The organism is Tibeticola sp., from assembly GCF_022759015.1.
GTDB lineage: Bacteria > Pseudomonadota > Gammaproteobacteria > Burkholderiales > Burkholderiaceae_C > Tibeticola > Tibeticola sediminis.
Genome location: NZ_JAEMQB010000025.1, coordinates 1 through 13,035 on the forward strand (window position 1 = coordinate 1; position 13,035 = coordinate 13,035).

The 13,035-nt window shown below is 66.8% G+C and carries 11 protein-coding genes; 6 read left to right on the top strand and 5 right to left on the bottom strand.

Annotated features, from left to right (window positions below):
- The coding region (locus tag JHC36_RS01700; RefSeq protein WP_287915063.1) for an EAL domain-containing protein at positions 1 to 1,647 on the top strand (1,647 nt) is incomplete at its 5' end.
- Here JHC36_RS01700 and serB read toward each other — a convergent pair.
- Entirely contained in the window at positions 1,638 to 2,372 is a 735-nt protein-coding gene (gene serB / locus JHC36_RS01705) for a phosphoserine phosphatase SerB (RefSeq protein ID WP_287915065.1), read from the bottom strand. The two genes, JHC36_RS01700 and serB, sit on opposite strands and share 10 nt — an antisense overlap.
- A gap of 9 nt (positions 2,373 to 2,381) precedes the next feature.
- Positions 2,382 to 5,858 carry a transcription-repair coupling factor gene (gene mfd / locus JHC36_RS01710; protein ID WP_287915067.1) on the bottom strand — a complete coding sequence of 1,159 codons (3,477 nt, stop codon included), beginning with the start codon at positions 5,856 to 5,858 and terminating at the stop codon, positions 2,382 to 2,384.
- A 106-nt stretch (positions 5,859 to 5,964) separates the two neighbouring features.
- Between mfd and ispD the strand changes: the two genes are divergently transcribed.
- Together ispD and ispF are read left to right on the top strand one after the other, a co-directional pair.
- Positions 5,965 to 6,666 carry a 2-C-methyl-D-erythritol 4-phosphate cytidylyltransferase gene (ispD, locus tag JHC36_RS01715; RefSeq protein WP_287915070.1) on the top strand — a complete coding sequence of 234 codons (702 nt, stop codon included), beginning with the start codon at positions 5,965 to 5,967 and terminating at the stop codon, positions 6,664 to 6,666.
- A 29-nt stretch (positions 6,667 to 6,695) separates the two neighbouring features.
- Positions 6,696 to 7,175, top strand: a complete 480-nt coding sequence (gene ispF / locus JHC36_RS01720; protein WP_287915082.1) for a 2-C-methyl-D-erythritol 2,4-cyclodiphosphate synthase — start codon at positions 6,696 to 6,698, stop codon at positions 7,173 to 7,175.
- Here the strand turns inward: ispF and JHC36_RS01725 are convergent.
- Both JHC36_RS01725 and ompR read right to left on the bottom strand, forming a co-directional pair.
- Complete coding sequence (locus JHC36_RS01725; RefSeq protein WP_287915072.1) at positions 7,172 to 8,599, bottom strand: sensor histidine kinase family protein; 1,428 nt, start codon at positions 8,597 to 8,599, stop codon at positions 7,172 to 7,174. The two genes, ispF and JHC36_RS01725, sit on opposite strands and share 4 nt — an antisense overlap.
- Positions 8,589 to 9,314: an osmolarity response regulator transcription factor OmpR gene (gene ompR, locus JHC36_RS01730; RefSeq protein WP_124219655.1), complete on the bottom strand. Its 726-nt coding sequence runs from the start codon at positions 9,312 to 9,314 to the stop codon at positions 8,589 to 8,591. Before ompR ends, JHC36_RS01725 begins: the two co-directional genes overlap by 11 nt.
- A 173-nt stretch (positions 9,315 to 9,487) precedes the next feature.
- Here ompR and JHC36_RS01735 point away from each other — a divergent pair, with 173 nt between their 5' ends.
- On the top strand, positions 9,488 to 9,718 hold the full coding sequence (locus JHC36_RS01735; RefSeq protein ID WP_287915075.1) for a hypothetical protein: 231 nt from the start codon (positions 9,488 to 9,490) through the stop codon (positions 9,716 to 9,718).
- A gap of 215 nt (positions 9,719 to 9,933) precedes the next feature.
- Here the strand turns inward: JHC36_RS01735 and JHC36_RS01740 are convergent, their stop codons facing one another.
- Positions 9,934 to 10,704, bottom strand: coding sequence for a 3-hydroxybutyrate dehydrogenase (locus JHC36_RS01740; protein WP_124219649.1), 771 nt, complete (start codon positions 10,702 to 10,704; stop codon positions 9,934 to 9,936).
- Between the two features lie 101 nt (positions 10,705 to 10,805).
- Here JHC36_RS01740 and JHC36_RS01745 point away from each other — a divergent pair, with 101 nt between their 5' ends.
- Together JHC36_RS01745 and JHC36_RS01750 are read left to right on the top strand one after the other, a co-directional pair.
- Entirely contained in the window at positions 10,806 to 11,738 is a 933-nt protein-coding gene (locus tag JHC36_RS01745; protein ID WP_503006757.1) for an alpha/beta fold hydrolase, read from the top strand.
- Positions 11,735 to 13,035, top strand: a 1,301-nt coding sequence (locus tag JHC36_RS01750) for an HD domain-containing protein (RefSeq protein ID WP_287915079.1), incomplete at its 3' end; no start/stop codon positions are given. The genes JHC36_RS01745 and JHC36_RS01750, both read left to right, overlap by 4 nt.

Here is a 13,035-nt window from a genome sequence, read left to right on the forward strand (position 1 = left end):
CGCAGCGAACGGCAGCCGCAGCTCATTGCGGTGTGCCTGTTCGATCTGGACCGATTCAAGCCGGTGAACGACCGCTTGGGCCATGCGGCCGGTGATGAACTCTTGCGGCAGGTGGCTCGGCGTGCGCAAGAGGTTTTGAGAGACACCGACACGCTGGCGCGTTTCGGCGGCGATGAATTTGCGCTGGTGCTCCCCGATCTGCGCCACGTCGATGAAGCGGAGTCCATTGCGCAGCGGCTGGTCGAGCGCTTGGCTGAGCCGTTCGTCCTGGGTGCCGAGACGGTCGAAATCAGCGCATCGTTGGGCTATACCGTCTATCCCTTCGATCCGGGCGACCCCGATCTTTTGCTGCGCCACGCCGACCAGGCGATGTACGCGGCCAAGCACAGCGGGCGCAATCGCCTGCACCTGTACGACGTGGCTTCCGACCAAATGCAGGAAGCGCATCGGCAGCAGCTCGATCGGGTGCACCTGGCGCTCGAGCAGCGTGAGTTCGAGTGGCATTACCAACCCAAAGTCGACATGCGCCGGGGAGTCGTCGTGGGCTTCGAAGCCTTGGCGCGGTGGCGCCATCCGGAACGCGGGTTGCTCTCGCCGTTGGCGTTTTTGCCCTATATGGAGTCGGGCCCGCTGGCCATCGAGTTGGGGGTGCAGGCGCTCGAAGCCGCACTTGCGCAGCTCGAAGCCTGGGCCGCAGAGGGCTTCCAGACCCGGGTGGCGGTGAATGTGGCGCCCGACCACTTCACCGCCGACCGCTTCGTCGACGATGTGCGGGCCGCGCTGGCGCGCCACCCGAGCCTGCCGGCGGGCAGTCTGGAAATCGAGATCGTCGAGTCGGCCGCCATCGACGACCTGGCCCGCGCGGTCGCGGTGATCGAGGCGTGTCACGCGCTGGGCGTGACGGTCGCGCTGGATGACTTCGGCACGGGTTATGCGTCGCTGTCCTACCTCAAGCGCTTGCCGGTGGATGTGCTGAAGGTCGACCAGAGTTTCGTGCGCGACCTGCTGGACGATCAGGGCGACCTTGCGCTCATCGAAGCCGTGGCCGCGCTTGGCAGCGTCTTTGGCCGCCGCGTCGTCGCCGAAGGGGTGGAGCTGGCCGAGCAGGGGGTGGTTCTGATGCGCTTGGGTTGCGACCTGGCCCAGGGCTATGGCATTGCCCGGCCCATGCCGGCGGCCGAGGTGCTCGCCTGGCGCGAGACCTGGCGTGCCGATCCGGCCTGGGCTTTGTGGGGCGACACGCGTTGGGAATTGAGCGACTTTCCGCTGCTGGTCGCGCAATACGACCACCTGCGCTGGATACGCACGGTGCTGGCGACGCTCGACGGCGCGCCGGTGCGGCTGGGCCACGAGGAGCTGGTCGATCATCATGCCTGCCGCCTCGGCCATTGGTACGACACCCACGGCCGGCGTCGCTATGGGGCGCTGCCCGCCTATCGGGAGCTCGAACCCGTGCACGCCGAGGTTCACCGTGTCGGGCTGGCGTTGGTGGCCGCAGCCGCATCCGGGCAGAAAGAGACCGCGGCACAGCTCGGGATCGAGCTTTTGGCACTCAAGGAGCGCATCCTCGAACTGCTGGCGCGGCTGCAGATCGAGGTCTTGCACGCGGGCGCCCCGGATGCGGCGCTTGGAGACGATCAGGCGTAGCGCCCTTCGGGCGGGGCAAAGATCTCGAGCAAGCGGTCGAGCCCGCCGATGTCGATCGCCACCTTGGCCTGGGCTCGCACCCTCGGTTTGGCACGGTAAGCCACCGATAAGCCCACGGCCGCCATCATCTCGAGGTCGTTGGCGCCGTCGCCGACCGCGATGACCTGTTCGGGCGTGCAGCCGATGCGCGCGCAGGTCTCGAGCACGGCGCGGCGCTTTTCCGCTCCGTCGCAAATGTCGCCCCAGGGCTGGTCGAGCAGGCGGCCGGTGAGCTTGCCGTCCCGGATTTCGAGCAGATTGCTGCGCGTCTCGTCGAGCTGCAAGCGTCGCTGCACCCGCTCGGCAAAGAAAGTGAAGCCGCCGGAGACCAGCAGCGTGCGCAAGCCTGCTTCGCGGCACGCGTGCACCAGTTCATCGGCACCGGGGTTGATCTGCAGCCGGTGGCGATAGATTTGTTCGAGCTGCGCGGTCGTGACGCCCTCGAGCAGCGCCACGCGCCGGCGCAGGCTTTCCTTGTAGTCGGCGATTTCGCCGCGCATGGCCGCTTCGGTGATGGCGGCGACTTCGGCCTTGCGCCCAACGGCATCGGCGATTTCGTCCACGCACTCGATGTCGATCAGCGTGGAGTCCATGTCGAACGCGATGAGGCGGTAGTCGGGCAGTCGCAGCGGCGGCGTGATGCCGCGCACGAACAGACCCGGCGAGAGTTCGGTTTCAGGGTTCATGGCAGAGACTCAGGCGGTCACGGGGGTCGGGGTGCCGAGCGCGCGCAGCACGTCACGCACCATCTGCGCGCGGGCTGTTGCGTCGGGCAGGGCGCGCTCGATGCGCAGCTTTTCATTGCCGGCAAGCTTGATGTGGCGGTTCTTCTGAATCAATTCGATGATGCGCAGCGCCTCGATCGGCGGGTTGGGCCGGAAGCTGATGGTGATCACGCTTGGCGCTGCGTCCACCTTGGCGACGCCGTAGGGGGCCGAGAGCACCCGCAGCCGATGCACATCGATCAGCGTCTGCGCGGGCGGGGGCAGCTTGCCAAAGCGGTCCACCATTTCTTCGAGCAGGCCATCGATCTGTTCGTTGGTTTTGGCGGTGGCGAGCTTTTTGTAGAACGAGAGCCGCAGGTGCACGTCGCCACAATAGCTCTCGGGCAGCAGAGCGGGCGCGTGCAGGTTGATGTCGGTCGTCGCCGACAGCGGTGCGAGCAGGTCGGGCTCTTTGCCGGCTTTCAGGCTGCGCACCGCTTCGGCGAGCATCTCGTTGTAGAGCTGAAAGCCGATCTCCATCATGTTGCCGCTTTGGCTCTCGCCGAGCACCTCGCCCGCGCCACGGATTTCCAGATCGTGCATGGCCAGGTAGAAGCCGCTGCCGAGTTCTTCCATTTGCTGGATGGCTTCGAGCCGCTGCGCGGCCTGTTTGGTCAGGCCCTCAATGTCGGGCACGAGCAGGTAGGCGTAGGCCTGGTGGTGGCTGCGGCCCACGCGCCCGCGCAACTGGTGCAGCTGCGCGAGCCCGAATTTGTCGGCGCGGCTGATGACGATGGTGTTGGCCGTGGGCACGTCGATGCCGGTTTCGATGATGGTCGAGCACAGCAGCAGGTTGTAGCGCTGGGCGACGAAGTCGCGCATCACGCGCTCGAGCTCGCGCTCGGGCATCTGGCCGTGGGCGACGGCGATGCGCGCTTCGGGCAGCATCTCCTGCAGCTTCTGGCGGCGGTTCTCGATGGTTTCGACTTCGTTGTGCAGGAAATACACCTGGCCGCCGCGCTTCAATTCGCGCAGCACGGCCTCGCGGATGACGCCCTGGCCTTCGTTGCGCACGAAGGTCTTGATCGCCAGACGCCGCTGGGGCGCGGTGGCAATGACCGAGAGGTCGCGCATGCCTTCGAGCGCCATGCCCAGGGTGCGCGGAATCGGCGTAGCGGTCAGCGTCAGCACGTCGACCTCGGCGCGCAAGGCTTTCATCTGCTCCTTGTGGCGCACGCCGAAGCGGTGTTCTTCGTCGATGATGAGCAGGCCGAGGTTGTGAAACTTCGTCGAGGCGCTGAGCAGCTTGTGCGTGCCCACGACGATGTCCACCGTCCCGTCGGCCAGCCCCTTGAGGGTTGCATGGACTTCTTTGGTCGAGCGAAAGCGCGAGACCTCGGCCACTTTCACGGGCCACTTCGCGAAGCGGTCGGCCAGCGTCTGGTAGTGCTGCTCGGCCAGCAGCGTCGTGGGGGCGAGAAACGCCACCTGTTTGCCGCCGGTGACGGCGACGAAGGCCGCGCGCAGCGCGACCTCGGTCTTGCCAAAGCCCACGTCGCCGCAGACCAGGCGGTCCATGGGCCGCGGACTGATCATGTCCTGAATGACGGCATGAATCGCCGCTTTTTGATCGGCGGTTTCTTCGAAGCCGAAGTCGGCGGCGAACTGCTCGTAGTCGTGCGCGCTGAAGCGGAAGGCGTGGCCTTCGCGTGCGGCGCGCCGTGCGTAGATGTTGAGCAGTTCGGCCGCGGTGTCGCGCACCTGCTCGGCGGCCTTGCGCTTGGCGCGCTCCCACTGGCCGCTGCCGAGCTTGTGCAGCGGCGCCTCGTCGGCGCTCACGCCGGTGTAGCGGCTGACCAGTTGCAACTGGCTCACCGGCACATAGAGCACGGCCTTGTCGGCGTACTCGAGGTGTAAAAACTCCTGCAGCGCGGGGCTGCCGTCGGCGTTCTTTTCGCCCAGGTCCAGGTTCACCAGCCCGCGGTAGCGGCCGATGCCGTGAGCGCTGTGTACCACGGGGTCGCCAATGTTGAGCTCGGAGAGGTCTTTGATGAGCGCGTCGACGTCGCTGACCTGCTCCTGCTTCTTGCGCCGGCGCACGCTGGGGGCGGCGGCGAAGAGCTCGGTCTCGGTGATGAATTCCAGCCCACGTTCGACCCAGGCAAAGCCCGCTTGCAGCGCGCCGGTGGCGATCCCCAGCGGCTCGTCACTGGCTTCGAACTCAGCCAAATTGTCGAACGCGGGCGGCGAGACGCCCGCGTTGCGCAGGAAATCGAGCAGGCTTTCGCGCCGACCGTCGCTTTCGGCCAGCAGCAGCGCGCGCGCGGGCGTGGTGCGCAGGTGCGTCTGCAGGCGTGCCAAAGGCTCGTCGGCGCCGCGCTGCACGGCGAGCTCAGGCAGGGGAGCCAGCCAGGGATGCGCCGCGGCGTCCTGCTCGGTCGGTCGCAGCGCCAACTGCGGCAGGCTTTTGGCTACGGTGTAGAAGGCTTCCTGGGTCAGGAACAGGGCTTCTGGCGGCAGGATCGGGCGCTCAGGATCGCCTTGAAGCAGGCGGTAGCGTTCGCGGGTGTCTTGCCAGAACTGCGCAAAAGCGGCCTCGAGGTCGCCGTGCAGCACCAGCGTGGCGTCCGATCCGAGGTAATCGAAGACGGTGGCGGTTTCTTCGAAGAACAGCGGCAGGTAATACTCGATACCTGCGCTGGCTACGCCGTTGCCGATGTCTTTGTAGATGCGGCTGCGGGTTGGGTCGCCTTCGAGGAATTCTCGCCAACGCTGCCGAAATCGGCTGCGCGCAGCCTCGTCCATGGGGAATTCGCGGCCGGGCAGCAGCCGCACTTCGGGTACGGGGTAGAGGCTGCGCTGGCTGTCGGGGTCGAAGCTGCGAATGGAGTCGATCTCGTCGTCGAAGAGGTCGATCCGATAGGGCATGGGTGAGCCCATCGGAAACAGATCGATCAGGCCGCCGCGCACGGCGTATTCACCGGGGCTGACGACTTGGGTGACATGGTTGTAGCCTGCCAGCGTCAATTGGCTCTTGAGCGCTTGCGCATCGAGCCGTTGCCCAACCTTGAAGTGAAAGGTGTAGGCGGCCAGGAATGAGGGCGGCGCCAGTCGGTAGAGCGCGGTCGATGCGGGAACCACGATCACGTCGGCGCCTTGCTCCCGATCGCGCTGCTGAATGCGCCAAAGGGTTGCGAGTCGCTCGGAGATCAGGTCTTGGTGCGGCGAAAAGCTGTCGTAGGGCAGCGTTTCCCAATCGGGGAAGAGGGCGCAGCGCAACTCGGGCGCGAAGAAGGCCAGTTCCTCGATCAGCCGAACCGCGTCGGTCGCTTGAGCCGTCACGATGGCGACGGGGCGCCCGTCGGTGCGCGCGCGGCGCGACAGCTCGGCAAGCAGCAGACTGTCGGCCGACGCGGCGGGCTGGGGCATCGTGTAACGACGCGCGGGGGTGAGTTTGGGTAGTTCCATGCGTGCGGTGGGCGGGTGGTGCCCAGAACGAACACCCCCGGCCCAAGGGTAGGCCGGGGGTGCGTCCGAGATTTTAGAATGGCAAGTTCCGCGCCGCTGCCCCCTCATGACCGAAACCGCACCGATTCCCCGTCTTCATGCGCTGGTTCCCTGTGCGGGCGTGGGCCTGCGGGCGCAAGCGAACGGGCCGAAGCAGTACGCCGACCTGGAAGGGCGGCCGGTGGTCATGCATACCCTCGATGCGCTCTTGGCGGTGCCGCGGCTTGCGCGCATTCTCGTGGTGGTCGCGCCAGGGGATGGTTTCTTGCCGGTGCCCGATGCCAGGGTCGAAGTGGCGGACTGCGGGGGCGTGAGCCGGGCCCAGTCGGTATTCAATGGGGTCGAGCGGCTGCTGGAGAGCGGGGCGGATCCTGCGGATTGGGTGCTGGTGCATGATGCGGCGCGCTGTCTGGTGGCGCCGGCCTTGGTCGAGGCGCTGATCGATGCTTGCATCGACGACCCGGTCGGTGGCTTACTGGCGTTGCCGGTTGCCGATACCCTCAAGCGTTCGGTCGAAGGCCGTGCGGCCGAAACGATCGAGCGCAGTGACAAGTGGCTCGCGCAGACGCCTCAAATGGCGCGCCTGGGCTTGTTGCATCGGGCTTTGGCCGCCCGGGCGCCGGCTTTCGTCGGGGTTACCGACGAGGCCAGCGCGCTCGAGGGCTTGGGTTTGCGGCCGCGTCTCGTGCAGGGAAGCCCATGGAACATCAAATTGACCTACCCGCAGGACTTCGTTCTGGCGCGGGCCTTGCTGCGGAGTCTGGCGTGATGAGCGATGACGAAATGGCTGCGGCGGCCTTGAACATCCGCATCGGCGAAGGCTGGGATGTGCACGCGCTGGTGCCGGGTCGGCGTTTGGTCATCGGTGGGGTTGAGATTCCCCATGCGATGGGACTGTTGGGCCACTCGGACGCCGATGTGTTGTTCCACGCGGTGACCGATGCGGTGCTGGGCGCCGCCGGCCTTGGCGACATCGGTCGGCACTTCCCCGACGACGATGCCCGATTCCAAGGGGCCGATTCGGCCGTGCTGCTGGCTGAAGCCGTGCGCCGCGCGTTGCAGGCAGGCTGGCGGGTCGCAAACGTGGACAGCACGGTGGTGGCCCAGAGCCCAAGGCTTGCCCCCCACATCCCGGCGATGACGGTCGCCCTCGCGCGGGCCCTCGGCGTTGAATCGGCCCAAGTGAACATCAAGGCCAAGACCGCCGAACGCCTTGGCCCCGTGGGGCAGGGCGCCGCGATCGAGGCCCGTGCGGTGGTGCTCCTGGTTCGGGCTTAGGCTGCGCGATGCAGCACGATGAAGGCCGCCAGGCCGCCGGTGCTGCTGTTTTTGAGCGAAAAGCGCCCACCCATGCGCTCGACGGTCTTGGCGACGATGGACAAACCCAGGCCAGCGCCCGTGGCGGCGGTGCGGGCGGCATCGCCCCGGAAAAAGGGCTTGGTCAGTTTGTCGAGGAGTTCGGGCGCGACGCCCATGCCGTGATCGCGCACCTTGATGTGGACTTCATCGTCTTTGACGCGTGCGCCGATGTCGACCCGCGCGACGCCGGTTTCGGGTGATTTGCCATAGCGGCGGGCGTTCTCGATGAGGTTGGAGAGCACGCGCGCGAGTTCGACTTCATCGGCCATGACCCGGATCCCGGCGGGGATGTCCAAAGCGATCGCGATGTCAGCGGCGTCCTTGAACGGATAGATGCAGGCTTCGACGATCTCGGATAGGGACACTGGGCGCAACTCGGCCTGTCCCGGACGGGCGTATTCCAGGAATTTGTCGATGATCGCATCGAGTTGGGCGATGTCGGCGATCATGTGCTCACGCGCATCGGGGTCGGCGACGCTCATTTCGGCTTCGAGGCGCAGGCGCGCAAGCGGTGTGCGCAGGTCGTGGGAAATACCAGCGAGCATCACGGCGCGATCCTGTTCGATTTTGGCCAATTGCGCCGCCATGCGGTTGAAGCCGATATTGACCTCGCGGATTTCGCTGGTGACGGCCCGCTCGTCGAGGTGGCTGGCATCGAAGTCGCCGTCGCGCACGCGGCTGGCGGCAAAGGAGAGTTTTTTGAGCGGCTGGTTGATGAGCCGCGCGATGAAGGCAGCGCCGACCAGCGACAGCGCCGCTGCGGTGGCCAGCCAGATGAGCCAGGTCTCGCCACCCACGGGGCGCAGACGGGCGGGGTCCATCAGCAGCCAATAGGCATCGCCATCGATGTCAAAGCCGACCCAAAGGCCGCGTTCGCCGTTGACGGAACTGGCAACCAGGGTGCCGCTGCCGAGGCGCGCGCCGAGCTCGCGCGCGATCCGCTCCTCCATCGCATCGCCACGGTAGGGCGTGTAGCGGTCGTTGGGCTCGCGGGGGACGATGCGCACGCCTTCGCGCGTGGCCAGCTCTTTGATCAGCGACAGCCGGGCAATCCCGTCGGAGTGGACCAGCGCCGCGCGCGTGAGGTTGACCAGCGAGGCGACTTGCTGCGCCGCGAGGACCGCGCGCGGCTCATACTCCAACGCACGAAAGGTTTGCATCCACGCCACGCTGCTGCCGACGAGCAGCAGGGCGAGCATGATGAAGGTTCGCCAGAACAGGCTGAGTTCAAAGCGGGCGCGTCGGCGCTGGCGCGCTTCGAGCGGCGCCGGTGCCGTCCCGAGCGGCGCAACCGCGGAGACAGGTCCGCTCTGGGCGCCGGAGGGTCGGCGTTCAGCTCGCATCCGGGACGAAGACATAGCCCACGCCCCAGACCGTCTGGATGAAGCGCGGCGAAGCCGGGTCGGGCTCGATGAGTTTGCGCAGCCGCGAGATTTGCACGTCGAGACTGCGGTCAAAGGGCTCGAATTCGCGGCCGCGCGCGAGCTGCGCGAGCTTTTCACGGGACAGGGGCTGCCGCGGGTGACGGACCAAGGCCTTGAGCATCGCGAATTCACCGGTCGTCAAGGGGATGTCTTCGCCGTTCTTGCGCAGTTGGCGCGCCCCGAGGTCGAGGGTGTAGGGGCCAAACTGCACGACCTCGTTCTCACTCGAGGGCGCACCGGGGGCCTCCATCACCGGACGCCGCCGCAGAACCGCGTGGATGCGTGCGAGCAACTCGCGCGGGTTGAAGGGCTTGCCGAGATAGTCGTCGGCGCCGACTTCGAGGCCGACGATGCGATCCACATCCTCGCCTTTGGCGGTCAGCATGATGATCGGTGTGCGGTCGTTGGCCGCGCGCATCCGCCGGCAGATGGACAGGCCGTCTTCGCCGGGCATCATCAGGTCGAGCACGATCAGGTCGACCGTCTCCCGCAGCAAGAGGCGATTGAGCGCCTTGCCGTCCTCGGCGACGATGACTTCGAAGCCCTCCTGCGCCAAGTAGCGACGGAGCAAATCTCGGATGCGGGCATCGTCATCGACGATGACGATCTTGTCGGGGCGGCTGGTCGTGTTCATCGGGGTGTTCTCCGCGGGCGAAATTTGTAACAGCGCCGATTTTGCGGGCAGCCCCGCGGTTTTGGGCCCGATTCGCCGTGCTTTTTCCCGCAGTTACAAATGTTGCCCCGCATCGAAGCTTCCCTACGTTTCGCGATGACGCTTCGGGGCCAATGGCGGGAATAATCCGGCGCATGAAATCCGCTCCTGTCGTCTGGACTCTGTTCGCTGCCTGCAGTTGCGTCGCCGCCCAGCCGGCCGATGCGCAGGCCGCGCGCGCTGCATCGCCCCAGCTTCGGCAGTGGCTGCAGATGCAGCGTCAGGAGGCGGCGGCACCAGTGGCACCCGAGCCGCGTCGCTTGACGGCGGACGAGCGCGCCCGCTTGCGTGAGCAGATCCGTCAGAGTGGCGCTGGCGAGCGTTGAGCGCGGAGTTGAGCGCCGAAGGGGCGCAGGGTTGCGTTGCTCGGCCGTCACGCGTGGTCATCCCGGGCCCTTGGGCGTGCCGAGCCCGTGCAGGCACCCTTTTGAGAAGAATCCGGCTGGGAAGCCCTTCAGCAGCGAATTTTGAACAAAAACCGCCGGAGGCCTGCGTCAAACGGCCCGATATTGCTATGAACTTAAGAGCATGGCGGAGGCGCTCATTGCGCCACCCAGCCGCCGTCCATGTTCCAGGCCACCCCGCGCACGTTGTTCGCGGCGGGTGAGCAGAAAAAGACCGCCAGCGCCCCCAATTCCTCGGGCGTGGTGAACTGCATCGAGGGCTCTTTTTCGCTCAGCAGCAAGCGCTTGGCCTCCTCGTTGCTGACGCCGAGCGCGGCGGCCTTGGCGTCCACCTGTTTTTGCACCAGCGGGGTCAGCACCCAGCCTGGGCAAATGGCATTGCAGGTCACGCCGGTGGTCGCGGTTTCGAGCGCCACCGTCTTGGTGAAGCCGACCAAGCCGTGCTTGGCTGCGACATAGGCCGATTTCTCCGCCGAGGCCACCAGCCCATGCACCGAGGCGACGTTGATCACACGGCCCCAGTTGGCCGCGCGCATCGCCGGCAGCGCAAGCCGCGTCGTGTGGAAGGCGCTGGAGAGGTTGATGGCGAGGATCGCGTCCCATTTCTCGACCGGGAAATCCTCCACCCGGGCCACATGCTGGATGCCGGCGTTGTTCACGAGGATGTCCACCCGGCCGAAGGTTTGGGCCGCGTGTTGCATCAGGGCTTCGATTTCGGCCGGCCGGCTCATGTCGGCGCCGTGGTAGCTGACCTCGACGCCGAGCGCGGCGATGCTGGCACGGGCCGATTCGACATCGCCAAATCCGTTGAGGACGATGTTGGCGCCTTCGCGCGCCAGCGCTTGCGCAATGCCGAGACCGATTCCGCTGGTCGAGCCGGTTACGAGGGCTGTCTTGCCTTTGAGCATGGTGTGAACTCCGCTTGATTTACGATGCACGCGACGCCGCGATGCAAGTCAGAAACGGGCTGGATTATCGGCCCCGACCCCCGGGCGCGGCTGACACGAAAATGACCATGACCCTGAACGGACCGACCCTCGAACACGTCGCATGCGCGGACCTGATGGTCGCCGGCGCAACGCACCGCATGGCCTACACACAGTGGGGCGACGCGCAGGCCGCGCACGTCGTCGTTTGCGTGCATGGCCTCTCGCGCCAGGGGCGGGACTTCGACGCGCTTGCACTCGCCCTGCTCGAACAGGCGCCAGCGCCCTTGCGCGTCGTCTGCCCGGACATCGTGGGCCGGGGCGAGAGCGACTGGCTGCTCGACCCGCGCGCTTATCAACTGCCGCAGTACGTCTCCGATCTGGTGACTTTGCTCGATGCGCTGCACCGGCAGGCGCCGATCGCCGTGCTCGACTGGGTTGGCACCAGCATGGGCGGGCTGATCGGCATGGCCGTGTGCGGCCGGCATGACTTGCCGCTGCCGGTGGCGGTGCGACGGCTGGTGCTCAACGACGTGGGGCCGGTGGTGCAGTGGGCGGCCATCGAGCGCATCGCGCAATACCTGGGGCGTGGCTCGCGTTTTGCGACGCTCGACGAGGCGGCCGATGCCCTGTGGGCGATTTCCTCGTCTTTTGGGCCGCACACGCGGGCTCAGTGGCTCGACTTGTGCCGCCCGATGCTGCGCCCGGATCCCCTCGGTGGCTATCGGCTGCACTACGACCCGGCAATCGCTTTGCCGCTGCGCGCGCTGACCCCTGAGGCAGCCGCCGCCGCTGAGGCGGTGATGTGGGCGCTCTTTGATGCGATCGAGGCGCGCACCCTCTTGCTGCGCGGCGCCGAGTCCGACCTGCTCGCCCGCGAGACCGCGCAAGCCATGGGCGAGCGTGGCCCGCGCGCGCGCTGCGTGGAGTTTGCCGGTGTCGGCCACGCTCCGACCCTGGTCGCCGACGATCAGCGCGCGGTGGTCAGCGGCTTTCTCTTCGATCCAGAGCCATGAGCGCCGCGCCGGTGGGTTCCCCAGCCCGCTCGAACCGCCATGCGGAGCACGAGGGTGTGCCCGTGAGCGCAGTGTTGGGTGCTTCCGCAACCGCTGCGGCCGATGCGCAGGCTTCGCAAGGCTCGGCTCCCGCAGGCCCTGCCGCCGTCGTACTGACCGCGACCGCCGGGCCAGCCGATGCAGCCTTGGTTTCCCGGGCGCGGGCGTTTGCCGAGCCGCTGATCGCCGCGCAGGCGCTCGATACCGGCGAAAACATGCTGGAACACGCGGATTCCGTAGTCGCGATTCTTCGCAGCATGGATACGGGCGACGACACCCAGGCCGCGGCCTATCTCGTCTACACGACCGAGGTGCTCACCCGACCACAGGAAGTCATCGCCAAGGCCTTTGGCGCGGGGCTCGCGGCTCTTGCCGTCGAGACGGCCCGGCTCGTCAAGGTCCAGCGGCTCTCGCGTGCCGCCCAGGCCGCTGCTTCCGACGGCGTGGATCCGGCAGTCCAAACCGAAAACGTGCGCAAGATGCTGCTGGCCTTCAGCCGTGACCTGCGCGCGGTGCTACTGCGGCTGGCCTCACGGCTGCAGACGCTGCGCTGGCATGCCGCGAGCCGTCAGCCCTTGTCCCCGGTTTTGGCACAGGAGACGCTGCAGGTGTTCGCGCCGCTGGCTAACCGGCTTGGCATCTGGCAGATCAAATGGGAACTGGAAGACCTGGCCTTCCGGTTCCTCGAGCCCGAAACCTACAAGCAGATCGCTCGGCTGCTCGATGAAAAGCGCGCGGGCCGCGAGGCCTACATGGCCGCGCTGCGTGAGCGCCTCGAGCGCGAGCTGAGTGCTCTCGGCATTCGCGCCCGCGTCGAGGGCCGGCCCAAGCACATCTACAGCATCGTGCGCAAGATGCGGGGCAAGGGGCTGGATTTCAGCCAGGTGTTCGATGTGCGAGCGCTGCGGGTGATCGTGCCGCGCCTCGAGGACTGCTACACGGTGTTGGCCTGGGTGCATGAGCACTTCACGCCCATCCCCGAAGAGTTCGACGACTACATCGCCAAGCCCAAACCCAACGGCTACCAGTCGCTGCACACGGTCGTGCGCGATCCCACCGACGGCAAACCGATCGAAATCCAGATCCGCACCGAGGCCATGCACGCGCATGCCGAGCACGGCGTCGCCGCCCACTGGGCCTACAAGGAGGCCGGCACCAAGGGCTATGCCGGCGTGAGCGCGTCGAGCGGATACGACGCCAAGATTGCGGTGCTGCGCCAGCTGCTCGCGTGGGAGCGCGATCTTTCGGGGGCCGTACG